The 17,718-nt window shown below is 69.5% G+C and carries 17 protein-coding genes; 6 read left to right on the top strand and 11 right to left on the bottom strand.

Annotation, left to right across the window (positions count from 1 at the left end; genetic code table 11):
- The first annotated feature begins 87 nt into the window (after positions 1 to 87).
- The 3 genes from ITJ44_RS15710 to ITJ44_RS15700 all read left to right on the top strand — a co-directional run bounded on the left by ITJ44_RS15710 (position 88) and on the right by ITJ44_RS15700 (position 3,856).
- A complete protein-coding gene (locus ITJ44_RS15710; RefSeq protein ID WP_194636483.1) occupies positions 88 to 993 on the top strand; it encodes an LPXTG cell wall anchor domain-containing protein in 906 nt (301 codons plus the stop codon).
- A gap of 116 nt (positions 994 to 1,109) precedes the next feature.
- Positions 1,110 to 1,586: a hypothetical protein gene (locus ITJ44_RS15705; RefSeq protein WP_194636481.1), complete on the top strand. Its 477-nt coding sequence runs from the start codon at positions 1,110 to 1,112 to the stop codon at positions 1,584 to 1,586.
- 680 nt (positions 1,587 to 2,266) lie between these two features.
- Positions 2,267 to 3,856, top strand: a complete 1,590-nt coding sequence (locus ITJ44_RS15700; RefSeq protein WP_194636479.1) for a helix-turn-helix transcriptional regulator — start codon at positions 2,267 to 2,269, stop codon at positions 3,854 to 3,856.
- 52 nt (positions 3,857 to 3,908) lie between these two features.
- Here the strand turns inward: ITJ44_RS15700 and ITJ44_RS15695 are convergent, their stop codons facing one another.
- The 5 genes from ITJ44_RS15695 to ITJ44_RS15675 form a co-directional block, all read right to left on the bottom strand.
- Positions 3,909 to 4,370, bottom strand: coding sequence for a hypothetical protein (locus ITJ44_RS15695; RefSeq protein ID WP_194636478.1), 462 nt, complete (start codon positions 4,368 to 4,370; stop codon positions 3,909 to 3,911).
- 275 nt (positions 4,371 to 4,645) lie between these two features.
- On the bottom strand, positions 4,646 to 4,876 hold the full coding sequence (locus ITJ44_RS15690; protein WP_194636477.1) for a hypothetical protein: 231 nt from the start codon (positions 4,874 to 4,876) through the stop codon (positions 4,646 to 4,648).
- Between the two features lie 195 nt (positions 4,877 to 5,071).
- Positions 5,072 to 5,221 (bottom strand): hypothetical protein, encoded by a 150-nt coding sequence (locus ITJ44_RS15685; protein ID WP_194636476.1) that lies wholly within the window; start codon positions 5,219 to 5,221, stop codon positions 5,072 to 5,074.
- 150 nt (positions 5,222 to 5,371) lie between these two features.
- Positions 5,372 to 6,733, bottom strand: coding sequence for an FtsX-like permease family protein (locus tag ITJ44_RS15680; RefSeq protein WP_194636475.1), 1,362 nt, complete (start codon positions 6,731 to 6,733; stop codon positions 5,372 to 5,374).
- Positions 6,730 to 7,617 (bottom strand): ABC transporter ATP-binding protein, encoded by an 888-nt coding sequence (locus tag ITJ44_RS15675; RefSeq protein WP_228495238.1) that lies wholly within the window; start codon positions 7,615 to 7,617, stop codon positions 6,730 to 6,732. Before ITJ44_RS15675 ends, ITJ44_RS15680 begins: the two co-directional genes overlap by 4 nt.
- 35 nt (positions 7,618 to 7,652) lie before the next feature.
- Between ITJ44_RS15675 and ITJ44_RS15670 the strand changes: the two genes are divergently transcribed.
- Positions 7,653 to 8,999, top strand: coding sequence for an ATP-binding protein (locus ITJ44_RS15670; protein ID WP_194636474.1), 1,347 nt, complete (start codon positions 7,653 to 7,655; stop codon positions 8,997 to 8,999).
- Entirely contained in the window at positions 8,977 to 9,657 is a 681-nt protein-coding gene (locus tag ITJ44_RS15665; protein WP_194636473.1) for a response regulator transcription factor, read from the top strand. Before ITJ44_RS15670 ends, ITJ44_RS15665 begins: the two co-directional genes overlap by 23 nt.
- Before the next feature lie 35 nt (positions 9,658 to 9,692).
- On the opposite strand, the gene ITJ44_RS15660 is transcribed toward ITJ44_RS15665, so the two are convergent.
- The 4 genes from ITJ44_RS15660 to ITJ44_RS15645 all read right to left on the bottom strand — a co-directional run bounded on the left by ITJ44_RS15660 (position 9,693) and on the right by ITJ44_RS15645 (position 14,999).
- Positions 9,693 to 12,152 carry a bifunctional lysylphosphatidylglycerol flippase/synthetase MprF gene (locus ITJ44_RS15660; RefSeq protein WP_194636472.1) on the bottom strand — a complete coding sequence of 820 codons (2,460 nt, stop codon included), beginning with the start codon at positions 12,150 to 12,152 and terminating at the stop codon, positions 9,693 to 9,695.
- A gap of 113 nt (positions 12,153 to 12,265) precedes the next feature.
- The gene (locus ITJ44_RS15655) at positions 12,266 to 12,805 is read right to left on the bottom strand and encodes a hypothetical protein (protein ID WP_194636471.1); all 540 of its coding nucleotides are present in this window, start codon (positions 12,803 to 12,805) and stop codon (positions 12,266 to 12,268) included.
- Positions 12,806 to 12,858: 53 nt separating this feature from the next.
- Positions 12,859 to 14,241, bottom strand: a complete 1,383-nt coding sequence (locus tag ITJ44_RS15650; RefSeq protein WP_194636470.1) for an ABC transporter permease — start codon at positions 14,239 to 14,241, stop codon at positions 12,859 to 12,861.
- The gene (locus ITJ44_RS15645; RefSeq protein WP_194636469.1) at positions 14,238 to 14,999 is read right to left on the bottom strand and encodes an ABC transporter ATP-binding protein; all 762 of its coding nucleotides are present in this window, start codon (positions 14,997 to 14,999) and stop codon (positions 14,238 to 14,240) included. The genes ITJ44_RS15650 and ITJ44_RS15645 overlap by 4 nt, the downstream gene beginning before the upstream one ends.
- Before the next feature lie 268 nt (positions 15,000 to 15,267).
- Here ITJ44_RS15645 and ITJ44_RS15640 point away from each other — a divergent pair, with 268 nt between their 5' ends.
- Positions 15,268 to 15,792, top strand: coding sequence for a PadR family transcriptional regulator (locus tag ITJ44_RS15640; RefSeq protein WP_194636468.1), 525 nt, complete (start codon positions 15,268 to 15,270; stop codon positions 15,790 to 15,792).
- Positions 15,793 to 16,113: 321 nt separating this feature from the next.
- Here ITJ44_RS15640 and ITJ44_RS15635 read toward each other — a convergent pair whose 3' ends face one another.
- Both ITJ44_RS15635 and ITJ44_RS15630 read right to left on the bottom strand, forming a co-directional pair.
- Entirely contained in the window at positions 16,114 to 16,557 is a 444-nt protein-coding gene (locus ITJ44_RS15635) for a hypothetical protein (RefSeq protein ID WP_194636467.1), read from the bottom strand.
- 193 nt (positions 16,558 to 16,750) lie between these two features.
- Positions 16,751 to 17,098 (bottom strand): Lsr2 family protein, encoded by a 348-nt coding sequence (locus tag ITJ44_RS15630; RefSeq protein WP_194636466.1) that lies wholly within the window; start codon positions 17,096 to 17,098, stop codon positions 16,751 to 16,753.
- Positions 17,099 to 17,718 lie beyond the last annotated feature (620 nt).

Here is a 17,718-nt window from a genome sequence, read left to right as displayed (position 1 = left end):
TCGTATGTGGTCACGCAGGCGGATGTGGATGCGGGCAGGGTCGATAACGCGGCGACGGGTGCGGGGACGCCTCCGGGCGGCACCCCGGTGCTGGAAACCCCGCCGTCGGATACGACGGTCACGATCGATCCGGCTCCGGGCATCACCGTCGTCAAGTCGGCTTCGCCCAACGACGCCGAGTCGTTCACGGTGGGTCAGGAGGTCACCTACTCCTTCGTCATCACGAACACGGGCAACACGACCCTCACCGACGTCACCGTCGACGAGGCGGCGTTCTCGGGGACCGGGACGCTGTCCGAGATCTCCTACCCGACGCGCACGCTGGCGCCCGGCGAGCAGACCACGGCCACCGCGACCTACACCCTGACGCAGGCCGACATCGACGCGGGGAAGGTCACCAACTCGGCGACCGCCACGGGCACCCCGCCCGGCGACACACCGCCGCCGACCTCACCGCCGTCGACGGTCGAGTACCCGGGTGATCCCGAGCCCGGCCTGTCCACGGTGAAGACCGCCGACCGTACCGACGTGACGGCAGCCGGGCAGGTCATCACCTACTCGTTCCTCATCACGAACACCGGCAACGTGACCCTCACCGACGTGACGGTCGACGAGGGGGAGTTCTCGGGTACGGGAGAGCTGTCGGAGATCTCCTACCCGACGCGCACGCTGGCTCCGGGCGAGAGGACGACCGCGACGGCGACCTACGCGGTGACCGAGGCGGATCTCCGCAACGGCGTGCTGGCGAACACCGCGAGCTCGTCGGGAACGCCGCCTACCGGCCCCCGGGTCGAGTCCCCGCCGTCGACCGTCCAGGTGGGCGTCCCGCCCATCCTCGTCGAGCCGCCGGTTCCCGGGACGCCGCCCTTCCTCGGGTCGCTGCCCTTCACGGGTTCGGAGGGCACGGCCGGCATCCTCGCGGGCGGCCTGCTCCTGCTGCTCCTCGGGGGCGTGCTGATGACGGTCCGCCGTCGCCGCCAGGACGCGCCGTGAGCTCAGACCACCTCAGCCCGAACTCGTCACCGGGCTGAGGTGCCGACCGGGTGGCGGTCACTCTCGTGTCCCGGAGGGGCCGCCACTCTCCACCCCATGAAGAAAGGAAGCCGCCCATGTCCCAGCGCACATCGACCTCCGTCGCCCTCATGAGCGCGTTGGTGCTCTCGAGCCTCCTCGCGGGCTGCACGGGGTATGCCATCCCTGATGAGCACACGCCCGTCGTGTCGCCATCCGCGCAGGCCTCGCCGATCTTCCCCGCCCAGGGGCTCCCGGAAGGGGCGACCAGCGCCGGGGACGTGCCCTACGACGTGGCGAACGACTCCGAAGCGCGGAAGCTGACGAACGTGACCGGATGCGTCCAGACCGACGACGGCTGGGCGATGACGGGAACAGTTTCCAACGTCTCGAGCTCGGATGCCGCCTACGAGGTCACCGCGTTCTTCTCCACCCCCAGCGCGACCGTGCTCGCGACGGGCGAGACGAGGGTCGTGGTCGCGGGCCAGGCGTCCGCGGATTGGCGTGTCGGGGTCGCCTTCGATGCACCGGACGACGTGCGTTGCGTCCTCCGCGGCGTGGGCGCGGTGGGCTGATACACACCATGACTCGTCGCGGCGGAGCTCCGACCGCGACGCAGGAGACCTCCCGCCAGGCGACCGTCCCCCGACGGCCGCCCGGCGGGAGCCAGGCCTGGCCGGGTTGCCGGCCGGGGGAGCGATCGCTGGGGGTCCCCTCGGACTCCGCGACGCTCCGAACCGGGGTTGCCGACCCGGTTGGTGCGGGGCGAGCGGGGAGCGCCCCGCACCACCTTCGGGGCGGAGCGCCCCATCCGCCCCATCCGCCCAGGCGCGCCTGCGGCGGATCCGCAGCGAAGGCGCCTGCAGGGATCGACGAGGGCACTAGGCATTGGTGTACGAATTAAAATCACGTCAAACGTTCTGCGACGACAATGCACTCCCTATCGTCACAAATCTAAGTAGTACGAGTATGAGGCGAGTACTATCCGAGGATGATTTGGGTCCTAACTCGGCTACTGGATAAGGCTTTCTCCGCATATCAGGTAGGCTCCCGATGCAGATGCACGCTCCGTATCCATTGAGCTCGGGTAGCCCCACGAAGGCGGTCCTGGCCCTCGGCGCGGAATGTTCATCGACGGTTAGATCGGATTTCCCGACAAGCGGGCCGACTGGCTTCGGCGCGGAGTACCCGGCTCGGATTCGGTCTATCAAGGAGACGTGTCCCGCCTGGAGAGCACGCAGACCGAGGAGCGACGATGGTGAACGAGGCAGGCGAAGCACGAGGTCTTTCCGGCCCACCCCTTGCCACCGGTGACGAAGACCCCGGCGTCGAGATCGAGACCCTCTGGATGTCCGCGGCGGAGGAGGGGCGCTGGGCGGACCTCGAGATGCTGGCGGACACGAGGTTCTTCAGGGATCTCCTCGTCAACCAGCCCGCCGTGGAGCGCGCGCTCCAGCTGATGCCCGACGAGCGCCTGCATGCGCACCCGCGGTACCTGGTCGCACGCGACCTCGCCCACGCCCGGGGGCGATCCCTCGCGATGCTCACCGGCATCAGCACGCAGGCCTACGTGCGCTGGGTGGGTGCCCAGCAGCGGCCGGCCACCCGTGACGTGATCGCGGTGCTGTGCGCCCACATCCAGGACCTGAACGTCCTCGGCCGCTTCGCGGAGTCCGCCGCGCTGGTCGATGAGATCTGCGTCAAGGTCGACGAGGCTGACGACCGCGACGGGTTCCCGGACATCCTGCCTGAGGTGTTCATCCTCGGCGGGTTGTCGAAGCTGCTCGCCGGTCACCGGCACGAGGCCGCGGCTCTCTTCGAGGAAGGGTACAGATGGAGCCGTGACTGGGGCTGGCACCCTGCGGGCGTCCATCTCGGCAACATGATCGCGCTGGCGCATGCGCTCTGCCACGACTACGTGCGGGCTGCCGACGCCATCGCGGACTGGGCGGGCACCCGTCCTCATGAGCCGGGCGTGCTCGCCGACGTCTACGCGAGCGTCGGCATCCTGGCCCGCGGTCTCATCGCCGTCGGCGCCGTCGATCTCGACGGTCTGGACGCGGTGATCGCCGCCGTCGACGAACCCATCCGCCAGAGCTCCCTCTGGTGGATCGCGGTCCACCTGGTCGCCCAGCGCGCCCTCCTCAGCGGGAACGCCCGTGATGGTGCCCGGGAGCTCGAGAGGACCCTCACCGGCCACCGGTCGCTGTCGCGCCCCGCTGCCTACGCAGGGGAGCAGCTGCGTGCGGATCTGGCCGACCTCTACGAGGCCTCGGGTGACCTCGCCGCAGCGCAGGACGTCCTGAACACCCCCGGTCTTTCCGTCCACTGCGGTCCCATGGTCGACCCGCTCGTGCGCTTGGAGATCCTCCGCGGGGATCAGCCGCGGGCGGAGCGCCACCTCGACGAGGCGCTTCAGAGGCGCGGGCCGCGGGCCCCCACCTACCCCTCGTGGGAGGTGCTGCAGCTGGCGATCTCCCACATGTCGGTCGCTGCCGAGCCCCCCGCCGACCAGACGGAGATCGCGCAGCTGGAGTGCTTGGTACGGAGGACGGGTGCGGTCAATGCCCTCGTCAACGCGCCGAGCGGGCTCCGCGAGGCGTTGTCCGGGCGCCTGGGCCTGCCGCGCGTGTCCACGGAGGTGTTCCCCGTGCCACGTGTCGTCCAGCTGACCCGACGGGAGCGGGAGGTGCTCGAAGCCCTGCATCGATACGCCAACGCCGGCGACATCGCGGCTGCGCTGCACATCTCACGGAACACGGCCAAGACCCACATGGCATCCGTCTATCGCAAGCTGGGCGTCCACACGCGCCAGCAAGCCCTGAAATTCGCTGCCAAGCTCTGATGGGCGGGGTCGGCTGTCCCCGGGCCCGATGGCCGCGGTCGGCGGCTGGCGCTCACGACCCGACGGCGGGGTCCTTCAGGATCCGCATGGGGAGACGCGCGGCGAGCTCCTGGTCGACGAAGATGGCCCAGGAGTAGCCGCCGCTGCGATCGATCCTGAGGTTGTTGATCGTGAAGGTGATGGGGTAGGTCTGGTCGTCGCCAGCGCTCAAGAGCGAATGGCGCCCGGTGACGAAACGCTGCCCTATCTGGATGATCGGCTCCGGGCCGTGCTCGCCCGCCTGCGTGCCGATCGGCACGGCCTGGCCGTCCTCCGTCTCGAGGCGCAACCCGACGTCATGCTCGACCTCCGTGTCGTTCCAGCCGACGTGGACGATAACGCCGACGGCGACGCGCGGCTGGACCAGTGGGAACGCCGACACCGTGAGGGTGTCCCAGCCCGCTCCGAGCACATACAGCTTCCCATTGCCCGCTTCCGCCGAATCGGCGAGGAAAGCAGTGATCCTCAGTGCCATCGCAGTCCATTCTGATTTCCTCATGTGATCAAGCGGCCGGATGAGCAGAATCGGCCGCCGCGCTCCGTGCACCTTTCTACCAGCGCTCTGTGGCTAGGAGGTCGGTCTCATACCGATTTCACCCTTGACTGGTGAGGAAATGCTGGCGAAGGTGAACGCATGGAAAGCGCGAAGCGGGTGATCATCACCAGATGGGGGATGCCGGCGCGTCACGGCCGCCCTGGTCCGAGCGCGAGGCCGGGGCGGCTGGCGACTCGACAGCGTCGCTCCACGCGTCAGATGATCCGTCGCATGGACCGGCTCCGGCTCCCACCCGTTCCGTGCGCCACGCCGATGGCTCCGAGGAGGAGCGTGCACGCCGTGAAGACGGCAGGAGCTACCAGGCCGATCACGAGCTGCATGGCGACGGCCACGAGGCCGCTGGCCCCGGCGGCGTAGAACCATGGCCGGGTGCTCCGGGTCCGTGTCCGGCTGCTCGTGGGGAACAGGCGTGTGCGCTTGGTCATGATCGCGGTCCTCGTCATATGCGCTGTCTCAGCGGTCGGGTGAGCTGGTCATCAGCTCCGTGTCCTACGACAGCATACTCGGAGTGTATATACCGGGTGAGTCCCGGGGCGGTGTCGCCGGTCGCGTCACCCGTCATCTCCACCGCCCGGCGGGACGCGGCGCTCTCGCATCGCGTCACCCCACCGGGTGCGTGGTCACGGCCGGAAGGGGCCCGCGCCCCTCGGATTGCACCGGATGTGCAGGGTCGCCCTGGCCGACGTGAGCGCCACGGCGCAGGCCGCGAGGACGATCGCCGCGAACCAGCCGGTCGTGAGCTGCGCCAGTAGGTCGAGGGCGACGGTCATGCCGACGTCGATCTACCACGGGCGTGGGTCCCGCCGTCCTCGAGGGTGCGCGGCGGCGCGGTCGGTGACCGCGTGCTCTCGGGTGTGCAGCACATGCCCACATCCGATGTGCGTAAAGCGGCTCACGCTCTGGTGACGACCCGATGCGGATCACGCTGTCCCCAGCTCATCGCGCACGCTCCGTCGCAGCGACGCCAGCGTGGGGATCACTGTCGCGAGCAGGACGAACGCCAGCGCGCCTCCCGCGAGGCAGCCGACCAGCGGGAGCGGGACGACGGGCGTGAAGGCTCCGCCCGACGAGGCCGTCCCCGCAGCCGTGGTCACCGCGACGAACCCCGTCATCGCCGTCCCGAGGATCGCCGCCGAGGTGACGTAGATGACCCCCTCTGCCAGCGCCGCACCCACGATGGTGCCGCGCGACGCACCGCCTGCTCGCAATAGCGCGTTGGTGCGCGCTCGATCCCGTCCGGCCACGAAGAGGCTGACCGCTGTACCGATGACAGCCAGCACGACCGGACCTCCGACCATGTAGACGAGCGTGACGAACATGCCCCCGGGGTCATCGCCGCCGTAGTAGTCCGCGGGCCTGTCCCCGGAGACGAGGTTCGCCTCGGTCAAGGTCGCCATCACCGCGAAGAACGACGGGATGACCGTGAGGATCACGACGACGGGCACGAGCACGGCTGAGGTGAGGGAGGCTCGATGGCGAGCGTCGTGGCGGGCGAGGTACCAGGACGTCGAGATGCGCGCGGGGAGGAGGGCCGTCCACCCCCGGACGGTCGCGGGGAACACGAGCGGCCCCACCATCGTGACGAGCAGGGCGAGCACCAGCGACATGGGCATCACGTTGCCGATGATCTTGCTCTGGTCGGCGCTCATGGCGTTCTGCACCAGGACGACCACCCAGGCGGAGAGGGCGACCGCGACCACCCATCGGGCGATGCTCATCCGCTGCTGCGGCGGGACCGATTCCCTCAGGATCTCGAGCGGAGGCGTGCGCCCCGCCTTCCGGGCTGCGGGCAACGCCGCGAAGGCGACCAGCGCCGTCGTCATCACGGCCACGGACGCGGCGGCGACGGGCCCGAGCGTGAGGTCAGGCACAGCCGAGGCGGGAGCGCTGCGGAGCCCCATGAGCCACGTGAACAGCGGGGGCATGGCTGCGGACCCGATCGCTGTGCCGATGATCGAGCCGACGAGCCCGACCGTGACCATCTGAGCGGACACGATCCGCGTCACGGCTCTCGGCAGCACGCCCGCGATCTGCCACAGCGCGTAGCTGCGGCGCTGCAGGGAGATCGCCAGCCGGGTGACGGAGTCCGTGACCATGTAGGCGGGGATGCTGCAGGAGATCAGGAGCGAGATGGCGATGGAGGCGGTGTCGGCTCCCCGTGTGGACGCCATCCAATAGCACGCTCCTGCGCACAGCGTCGCGGAACTGGCGATGACGACCAGGAACGGCCCCAGCCAGGCCCAGAAGTGGGTGACGACGTCGCGGAGGACCAGCTTGATCATGCGCCGTGTCCCTCGATCGGACCAGCGCTGGACTCCAGGGCCTCGAGCAGCTGGAGGACGGTGGGCCTCGGCAGCTCGGCGCAGAGCCGCCCGTCCCGGAGCACGAGGACGCGATCGGCCTGCGAAGCGGCATCGAGATCGTGGGTCACCATCACCACGGCGCGGCCGTCGTCGGCCGCGGCCCGGAGGAGCGCCAGGACCTGACGGCTGTTCCTCGTGTCGAGAGCGCCGGTCGGCTCGTCCGCGAAGACGATGTCCGGCTCGTCGGCGAGGACCCGGGCGATCGCCACGCGCTGCTGCTGGCCGCCCGACAGCTCCGCAGGGTGTCGGCTGCGCTGGCCCGTCAGCCCCACGCGCTCGAGTGCCCCATCGACCGCCTGCGGAGAATGCGGGCGCCGCGCCAACCGGGCCGGCAAGGCGACGTTCTCCGCGGCCGTCAGCGACGGGATGAGGTTGAACTGCTGGAAGACGAACCCGATCTTGTCCCGCCTGAGCCGCGCGAGCCCCGGCCCCTTCATGGAACCCAGGTCCTGACCGTCCATGCGCACCTCTCCCCGGGTCACGTGCTCGAGCGCGGAGAGGCAGTAGAGGAGGGTGGACTTGCCGGAGCCGCTCGGCCCGATGACCGCGACCATCTCGCCTTCGTGGATCCGGACGGAGACGTCCCGGAGGACCGGGATCTCCGGACCGCGTCGTCCCGTCCGGTAGGACTTGTGGATGCCGACCGCCTCGAGGACGCAGGTCGGGCCGCGGCGGGATGGCGAAGGATGCGTGGGTGCGTTCATGATCCCCATGGAATCGAAGCCGTCCACATGGCCGCCATGGCGACCGCTCCCGTCTTGCGGGTGCAGGGCGCTGCACCTCATCGTGCAGGCGACCCCCATGGAGACGCCCTCGTCGGGCCCTAGTGTCCTCAGGCATGGGTACCAGGACCGAGACGGACGCTCTCACGGCGCTGCGCTCCCCGCGTCACCTGCTCTCGTCCTGGCCGTTGCGCTTCGCCGCATTCCAGGTGACAAGCATGGTGATGGGGCTGCTGGGAGTCGCCGCTCTGCTGACGCCGATGGCGCTGCTCGTCTGGGTCGCCCTGTTCTCCTCCGTCGAGCGCCGTCGGGGGCGGCTGCTGGGGTACCCCGTGCTGCCCCACCGCCCTGCGGGCATGGTCCGCGACAGCCCCGCTCGCGCGCATCAGGCCAGTTGGGACCCGGCGATCTGGCGGGCTCTCCTGTCGCTGGTCGTCACCACGATGTTCGGCCTGGTCCAGCTGCTGCTGGCCGCCTACTGCCTCATGCTCGCCTACGTGGCGTCCGTCCTCCCCGTCGCACTGGCCCGCTACCGGGAGGACGTCGCCGCTGGCCGACCGGCATGGGAGCCCCGCCCGCCGATACTGGCGCCGGGGTTGGATCGGTTCCGTGTCACGGACACCGGTGCGATGGCGGTGTGGATCGTTCTCAGCGGGATCGTGGTGGCGGCCGGCTGGTGCATGGCGAACGTGCTCTCCATCGTGCAGATCCACCTGTCACGACTCCTCCTCTCCATGAGAGAGGCCGAGCTGGAGCAAGTCGTCGCCGACCTCGAGAGCTCCCGCTCCACGCTGATCGCCTCGTTCGACGTCGACCGCGTGCGGATCGAGCGCGACCTGCATGACGGGACGCAGCAGCACCTCGTCATGACGACGCTCCTCATCGGCTCGGCTGCGCGGCAGACGCGACACATCGTCGGTGATGAGGACAGGACGCGGGCCCTGGAAGCGACGCTCGAGAAGGCGCAGACGAGCGTCGAGCTCGCCTTGTCGGACCTGAGGTCGACGATCAGGGGTGTGTACTCGGACGTCTTGACCGATCACGGCCTGGTGGTCGCCATCGAGGAGCTGGCCGCGCGCTCGACCACACCGGTGGTCGTCCGATCGACGCTGGACAGCCGGCCCGGTCCGGCGCTCGAACGCTGCGCGCACTTCGTGGTCAGCGAAGCCGTGACGAACGCGCTGCGGCATGCGGACGCCTCCGAGATCGAGATCCGACTCTCGATCCGGGAGGGCGACCTCGTGGTCCAGGTGGTGGACGACGGCGTCGGCGGGATCGACCTCGAGGGCTCATCCGGGACGGGCCTCCGGGGTCTCCGCGAGCGAGCGCGGGCGGCGGGCGGTACCCTCTCCATCGTGAGTCCTCCTGGAGGACCGACCACGATCACGCTCGAGCTGCCGGTGACGGAGCACGGCCCCACGCAGCCAGGAGACACCCACGATGAGGATCGTCGTCGCGGATGACTCGGCTCTCCTCCGGGACGGCATCTCGTCCCTCCTCGAAGGCGCAGGACACGACGTGGTCACCGCCGCCGACGCCGACGATCTGCGTCGGCGCGTGACGACGGACGGAGCCGCGATCGACCTCGTCATCACGGACGTGAGGATGCCGCCCGGCAACCGGCACGACGGCGTCGATGCCGCGCTCGACCTACGGCGCGCCCGCCCGGGCCTGCCGGTGCTCCTGCTGTCCAACTTCATCGCGACGCCCTACCTGACGGACCTCTTCGCGGAGGACAGCCGAGCGCTCGGCTACCTCCTCAAGGACCGGGTCGGACGGGTCGAGAACTTCCTCGCGAGCATCGACCTCATCGCTGCCGGCGGCACGGTCATCGACCCGGAGATCCTCGCCAGCGTCGCCGGGCGGCAAGGGGCGGGAGCGACGCTCGACGCGCTCAGCCCGCGCGAGCACGAGGTGCTCGCCCTGATGGCCCGGGCGCGGTCGAACGCGGACATCGCATCCGAGCTGCACCTCAGCGACAGCGCGGTCTCCAAGCACATCGGCTCGATCTTCACGAAGCTCGACCTCGCCGAGTCGGATCCTGGCCACCGGCGGGTACGTGCGGTGCTCCTCTACCTGGAGTCCATCGAGGACCGGCCGGCAGCCCGCACGAGGAGCTGATCCGACCCAGGCGGTCATCGCCCGGGTCGGATCCCTCAGCTCCTCGCGGCCTCCACGGACCCGAGCTCGCGCACCAGCCGCGCCGCGCCCCGCAGGGTGAGTTGCGGCATGTAGGAGCGGGTGATGGCGAGACCTGCGGCCGGCAACGCCGTCGCATCCGGGTACATCAGCCAGCGGGGTTCGAACTCGGGCTGGAACTTCCGCTTGAAGGCGAGGAGGGAGCGGAAGCCGTATGCCGGCTCGAGCGCCCGCCCGAGCGAGTCGAGCAGGCGGACGATGCTCCTGTTCTGCTCCGCGACGTCCTGGGTCCGAGCGAGCGGCGCTCCGGAGAGGCTGAGGACGGACATGCCGTCGGCCTTCATCCGCTCCGCTACGGCGCCGATGGTGAACTCGATGACGCCCGGCATGGCGTCCCCGCCGCGCCGCATGAAGTCGAGGGTGTACCCGTCCACGCCGTCCGGGCCGTAGTGCGGGAGCCAGCTCGTGACGGCGTGCACGTGACCGCGCTCGTCGACGGCCAGCATGAGCCGGACCGCCGGATCGGTCAACTCGTCGAGCCCACCGAGGGTGAAGCCCATCTCGGGGAGCTCCTTCTCGCTCACCCAGGCCTCGGACAGGGCGGTGAGCTGGCTTCGCGTCTTCAACGTGATCTCCGACCACGAGGTCCACTGGGCGGAGATGTTCGCCCGAGCCGCGCGGTTCGTCGCGGTTCGGATGTCCTGTCTCTTCTTGCCTGCCGGCGACCACTCCGCGGGTCGGAGTAGCGCTTCTTCCGCGACCTGCACGCCGGCCCAGCCTCGATCCTCGAGGGCGACGCGGACCTGATCGTCGACGCTGTAGAACAGTGGCGTCCAGCCGTTGTCCCCGCAGTGTCGGGCGAAGTCCTCGACCAGGCCGGCGCGAGAATGCGCCGGACCGAAGGGTCCACCCAGGGTCACCGCGGTGCTCGCGACGAGACGGTAGGCGATCGCCGCATCCGCGTCCTCGGCGAACCAGTAGCGGTTGCCCTTCCATGTGCTCATGAAGGACAACGTGTCGCCGCCACCCCTCTCCAAGAGCTGGCGGGCCCGGCGCCGTTCGATCTCCCCCGCTGGGTCGGCGCGATGGACGAGGAGGCGCACCGTGGCCCCGAGCGCGATGCTCCAGAAGATGATCGAGGGCAGGTACCACAGCGCCTGCGCCACCGGGCCCGTCGGGACGAAGGGGAGGCTCGCGAAGTTCAGCATCGCTGGCGGCAGGAGGCGCAGGGGGAGCTCGGCGATGATGTCGACGACCGAAGGGTACGGGTCGAGCTGGTCCCGCCAGGCGAGCTGGTTGACGCCGGTGAGCAGGAGCACGCCCGCGGCGGCGATGGCGATGGTCCTGACGTAGAGGAAGCACGAGGCCCGGGTCGCGGACATCTGGAAGTGCCCTCGGACGGCTGCGAAGAGGACCACGTTGCCGAGAGGGAGCAGCATGGCAGCGCCGAAGGCGAGGAGGTAACGCCAATCCGTCTTGTCCAGGTCGTGCATCTGCTCGCCGAGGTTGGAGCTCATCATCTCGGCTACGGGCTCGGCCACGCCGAGGGCGATGGCGCCGAGGAACGCGACGTTGAGCGCGAGCGCGATGCCCAGCGCCTCGCGCCGCCCTCGTGCGATGCCCCAGGCGGCCACGAGGAGCAGAGCGACGGGCAGGAGCCCGACGAGACCGGCGAGGGGCATCAGGAAGGAGACCGTGTCGGCTTCGGCGAACGGACAGCCCTCGGCGCTCGACCAGGCGCAGACTCGGCCGTCGGCGACCTGCAGCGCGTCGGTTCCGAAGGCGCCGTACAGGCCGAGGAGCCCAGTCCCCGTGCCCAGGGCGGCGGCGACCACGGGCCCTATCGCGGTGACCGCCACCACGACCGCGACCAGGAGTCGCGTCTCGTGATGGGAGCTGCGGATCAGCTGGACCCCAGCGTTCTTGCCGCCGAGCAGGAAGCCGAGCCCGAGCCCCACGGGGATCGCCACCAGGGAGAAGAGATCGTTCGCGGTCCCCGAATAGAGGAACAGCATCACGGCGAGAGCTGTAGCCAGCAATCGGATGCGCCTGCGCCACAACGTCCCCGCGAACGCGCTGGCCGTGATCACCGTGCAGAGGACCGCGGTCGTGGGGGAGAGCATCGCCTGCGACGGAGCGACCGCGAGGAGGTCCTTGAGCTGGTCCTCCTCGATCCATCCGATCGTCGTCCCCGCGACGGAGACGCACATGCCGCCGCCGATGTAGGCGACGACTGTGAACCTGCTGCCCATCAAGCGCTCTGCGCCCCACAGGCCGACGACCATGACGGCCACCGTGGTCAGGAGGGCGGAGGCATCGCCGACGGCGAACAGGGAGGCCAACGCGCTCCACCAATGCGGTTCCTCGAAGATCGCCTCCTCGCCTCCGTCCAGGAGGTCCAGCGCGAGCGCTGATCGAGGGAGGATGTACGCCACGAGGCTCACGACGATCGTCGCGGCGGTGAGGAGCACGGTCATGGGGTGGCTCCGGGCTCCGCGCGCGGCCCCTTCGCCCCACCGCGTCCAGATCTCACGCGAGCGAAGAGGACGGATCGCCGCGCCCAGCGGGATCATCGGGACGGACGGGACCTTCATCTTCCCGCTTCCGATCGTCCGGTCGCGCCGGACCCGACCCGTACCCGGGTCGTCGCCGTCAGCACCATGACGGCGCAGAAGAGACCAGCGCCGATGGCCAGAGCAGGTGGTATCTCCGACTGGAGCACCTTGAGCCCGGGAGTAGAGGGGAAGAGCAAGGTTCCCCCTGCGTGGGCGACGAGGACGCCCACGGCCAGCGCGGAGGCGATCACGCTGCTCGGGATCGACGGCGCCAGCTGGTGTCCGTCCGGACCGTCCTGGGGCTCCGCGCATGCGGAGGATCTGATCGGGGCCGAGGGGTGGGCGAGATGATCATGCACGTTGACGCCGGCGATCACGACGAACAGGCCCACGAGGCCGATGGTGATGGGGATGAATCCGCGTGGGCTTCCCGGGCGTCCCGGCAGCCCGGTCCCCACCAGGGTCTCCATGCCGCACAGGATCGCGAGGAGGCAGAGGGCATACACGAGGCCGAGGCCGATCGCGAGCTGGACCAGGCGCGAGGAGCGTGGCGGACGGTCGTCGATGGGCTTCATGATGCGGTTCTTCCTGAGCGGACGCGGGTGCCGGACGGCGGTGAGGGCCCGCGTCACCGTTGCAGGGCGTCGATGGGAGGGATGGTGGTCGCCCGCCGCGCGGGGAGGACGGCGGCGGCGAGCGTCAGAGTCGCGGTGCCGACGACGAGGGCGGCGATCAACGCCGGGGGGATGGTGGGTGCCACGAAGCCGCCGGGGGTCAGGGACGCGAGCAGGCTCTGGACACCTGCCCACCCGAACAGCACGCCTAGCAGCAACCCGAGCAGGAGGGAGGTGATGGCCGAATGCGCCGCCTCGATGAGGATGGTCCGGCGCACCTGCCTTCCGGTGAATCCGAGCGCGCGGAGCAGCCCGATCTCGCGACGGCGCTGCAGCACGCTCACGGAGAGGTCGCTGATGACGCCGATGGCCGCGATGACCACCGAGAAGCCGACCAGGCTCACGCCGACCGCGGTGACGATGGTCAGCAGGGGGTCGATCGTCTCATCAGCGGAGGCCATCTTCTCGCCGACGGAGCGGATGGTCGACAGGCCGACCGACATCAGGGTCACCAGGGCCACGCCGATGACGATGCCGATGCTCGCCCGCGTGCTGCGTTCCGGGTTCCGCAGGGCGTTGGCTCGTGCGAGACGCGCCTCCGGACGGCCGCCGAACAGCATCCCCACCAGATCGAGGGCCGCGGGGATGAAGAGGTTGGCACCGACGATGAAGCCCGTGAACATCAGGAGTCCGCCGCAGAAAGTCCAGACTATGGCGTTGCCGTCGGTGCGGCCCTGGATGATCCCGAGCGTCATCCCCAGCGCTCCCGACGCGACCAGGGCGAGGGCGATGACCGTGCGCACGATCCGTCGCCGTGACGCCCCGAACGGCACTTCCTGGGCGGCCTCGAGCGCCTGCAGCGGGGAGACCTTGAGGACAGCCCGGGATCCGGACCACGCTGCGGCGGTCGTCGCTCCCACGCCTGTCAGGAGCGGGAGCGCCAGTGTGAGCGGCAGCGCGAACGGAGTCGCCTTCAGATCCGTGTACTGCGTCAGGAGCCCGATGAGAGCCGTTCCGAGCCCCGCGCCGACGACCACGCCGATGGCAGCACCCACGGCTCCCGCCAGCGCCCCTTCTCGGAGGAACACGCGCCGCTGCGACCCAGCGGACGCGCCCAACAGCCGGTACAGGGCGATGGTGGGGGTGCGCCCGGCGACCACTGCGGCGAAGGTGTTCGCCGTCACGACGGCCCCGACGAAGAGCGCGATGCCGAAGAAGATGCCGGCCGTCGCGTCGAGCAGGATCATGAAGATCTCGTGGCCATTCGCGGCCGGGTCGGCGCTGAGGCTCCGCTCGAGTCCGTCCAGCGTGGTGAGCAGGAGCGCGCCGAAGGTCGCTCCGACCGCGGCCACGAGGATGCTCGCGCCGTGCCCGCGGAGGAAGGCGCGGACCTTCACGACCGGATCTCCAGCTCGAGCGCGGTGCGGGAGATGTCCTCGGGCGAGCTGCGGCGGAGCTCGTGGACCAGCTGCCCGTCCGCGATGAACAGCACCCGGTCGGCGAAGCTGGCCGCCACCGCGTCGTGGGTCACCATCGCGATGCTCTGGCCGTATTGCGACGAGGCCGCGGCCAGCAGCGAGAGGACCTCGCGGCTGGTGCGCGAGTCCAGGGCACCCGTGGGCTCATCCGCGAAGATCAGATCGGGGCGCGGCGCGAGCGCGCGCGCGATGGCGACGCGCTGCTGCTGGCCTCCCGACAGCTGGTGCGGCCGGTGGCCGAGCCGGCCGCCCAGCCCCAGTTGATCGATGAGCTGGTCGATCCACGCCTGCTCCGCGCCCGTGACGAGGTGGCCGTCCAGCTCGAAGGGGAGCGTGACGTTGCCGAGGACATCGAGGGTGGGCACGAGGTTGAACGACTGGAAGATGAACCCGATCCGCCGACGGCGGAGGACAGTCAGCGCGGTGTCGTCGAGGTGGGTGATATCCGTGTCGCCCACCATGATCCGACCGGAGGTCGCGCGATCCAATCCCGCGGTCAGGTGCATGAGCGTCGACTTGCCTGAGCCGCTGGGGCCCATGATCGCGGTGAATTCGCCCGATGCGAACTCGACGGTCACGGAGCGCAGAGCGTGCACCGCCTGGGGGCCGGCGCCGAAGGTTCGCGTGACCTCCGTCAGCCGGGCAGCCGGGGCAGTCGCTGCAGTGCGCCGCGTCATCGCTCAGCCAGCCGAGTGGTCAGCGGGAAACGGTGGGGGTGGTCGTGTGCGGAACGGTGCATGGGGCGTCCTTCTCATGGAGGGCGGGATTGAACGAAACACCGTGTCGGCTGTGTCGGTGTATACACTGCGAGACTACTTCCCGATCGCATGACCCTGCTCCCGTTGTGCACAGCACAGTGCGTTCACGAGCGCGGCCGTCCCGGCATCCCGAGGAGGGTGAGGCCGAGGTTTATACACTGGATGAGTAATCGACTAAAATCGGCTCGTGGATACGACGATGATGATGCTGGGCCTCGTGGGGTCCGCCCCCAGTCACGGATACGACCTCAAGAGGAGCTACGACCGCTTGTTCAGCTCTGGCCGTCCCGTCGCATTCGGCCAGGTGTACGCGGCGTTGTCGCGTCTGCTGCGCGACGATCTGGTCCTCATCTCCGGGGAGGAGGCTGGTCGCGGTCCGGAGCGCAAGCGGTACGAGATCACCTCGCTGGGCCGCGACAGGGTCCGGAGGTGGATGCTCACCCCTGAGTCGCCGGTTCCCGGGAAGCAGGGCAGCGTCTACGCGAAGACCCTCATCGGACTCCTCTTGGACGACGATCCCGCCCGGGTGCTCGAGGTGCAGCGCCAGCAGCACGTCCGTCTGAGGCGCGAGTTGACGAACCGCAAGCGCGATGCCGATCTGCCGACGTCCCTGCTCTGCGACCACGCCCTCTTGCACATCGAGGCGGACCTGCATTTCATGGATCTGACCGCGTCGCGCTTGGGCGAGTTGAAGGAGACCGTGCGGAGTTGACGATCTGCTCGGATGGCGGCTTCTGCTCCTCTGCCTTGATCCGTCGTCGCCGGCGGCGCATCAAGGCTGCCGGGGCCGAGCTCGGCTGAGCGGAGGGGGGCGTCGTGCCTCCACGTCGCGGACCTCCGCCGCTGGTGCCCCCTCTGCCCTCCGCTGGGGAGCGTGGGCTGGTACCGCCGAAGCGGGATGGACGGGGCGCTCGGGCCGACGACTGGTCGCTCGGTTCGGCTGCGCCGCCTCCCGGCCCCATGACGGTGCGGTCTCCCGCGCAGAGGCCGACCACCAGGTGCGGGAGCGCGCCTCGATCGCTGTCGGCGAAGGTCAGGCGTCCTGATGCGACGAGCCGATCTTGAGGCTCTGACGCAAGGCCACGGAACCGAGGACGGCGCCCGTGACCAGAGCCGAGAGGCCGACGAACGCTGAGCCGATCGCCCACACGGTGTAGGCGCCGGTGCCGGTCGCATCCGCGCTCTGGAACTGTGCACCGGCGAAGACGAGCGCGGCGAGGAGGGCCCACGTCCCTATCGTCACGGCCGCGTAGGTCTTCCAGGGAAGCGAGGCATGACCGGTGCGGGTTTCGACCCGGCTCGCCATCCGGTGGAAGGCGACGAGGATGCCGACGACGAGGACCGCGGCGACGAGCACGCCAGCGCCGGAGCCGTGTGACATGTTGCCGGCCGGGACGGAGATCAAGAAGGTCGAGGGGATGCCGAGCGCGACCAGCGCCAGGACCCGGCTAGGAGTGATGTTCAGCGAGTTGACCATGACGGTCTCCTTTCGTAGCGCCTTCCTAGGATGATCGCTGGCTGCATCCGGCCGGAGCATCCGTCTCGGGGACGGCTGCCGTACCTCGACCGGATGACTGACAGCGGGGTCGGGACTCGGCTCGGAATCGCGGCAGCGGCCTTCGATCCGACGAGAGGCCGATCCGTCGCGGATCAGCCCCTCGACCCTCGCGCTAGTTGTTCGTGCGGTACTCCTCGAGGAGCTCGGACGAGATGCGCCCTCGCTCGGACACCTTGTGACCGCGCTCGCGCAACCAGCTCCGTGCGGCCTTCAAGTCCTCCTTCTGCGCGGCGCCGGACGGGCGTCGAGCTGCAGGCCTGGCACCCGCCGCACGTCCCAGGCGGCGCCCCTTCTCCGTGTACTCCTCGAGCGCGCTGCGCAGCGCGGCCGCATTCTCCTCACTGAGGTCGATCTCGTAGTCCACGCCATCGAGGGCGAAGGGCACTGTCTCGCCCTTGCCTTCCTCGATCGGCTTGCCGTCCACGTCATCGACGAGCGTCGTGATCACCTTGCGGGCCATGATTATTCTTCCTCCCCAGATCGCTTCAGCGACAACGCGCCGCACGGACCACATAATACATGTCCCATGCATATCGCGGAGGATATCCGCAGCGGAGGCATAGGGGGTCCGTGGGCTGCTGATGACGGGACGGGGGCGGCTCGGTGGCCACTACTAGAGCATCGGAGCCTCGGTGCTTTCTGACGGGAACGTTCCGGATCGTCGAGCGCTGCGCAGGCGAGCTCGGACACCGGATCGGCGTCGGCTCAGGCGACAGCTATCCCGAGACTTGGCCGACCCTCGTGGGGAAAGACGCCTGGATCGCGCGCCGCAAGAGAATTGCTGGACCAATTCGACCTCGCCGCTCATCCGGAATGTCACCGGTACCGGTACGTGTTGTCCCCCGAGGGTCTCGAGATCGCGTATCCCAGCACGACGTGGGCGGGGAGCCGCTGCCCATGTCGTCGTCCACGGCGAATCGAGGCGAATGACCTACGCGCAGAGCGGGGCGCCGGAGTGGGCGGGGTCCCGGTTCCTGCATCTCCCTGGCCGCAGAGGCGCCGATCACGGAGCGGGCGGACCGACAGCGGCATCGACTTCGCTCGACCGGCGTCGGCGCGTATGAGCTGGCATCTGCTCGT

The organism is Clavibacter sp. VKM Ac-2873 (assembly GCF_015351075.1).
Taxonomy (GTDB): Bacteria; Actinomycetota; Actinomycetes; order Actinomycetales; family Microbacteriaceae; genus Clavibacter.
Note: the sequence above shows the minus strand (reverse complement) of the source record. Positions and strands in the feature narration are given on the sequence as shown.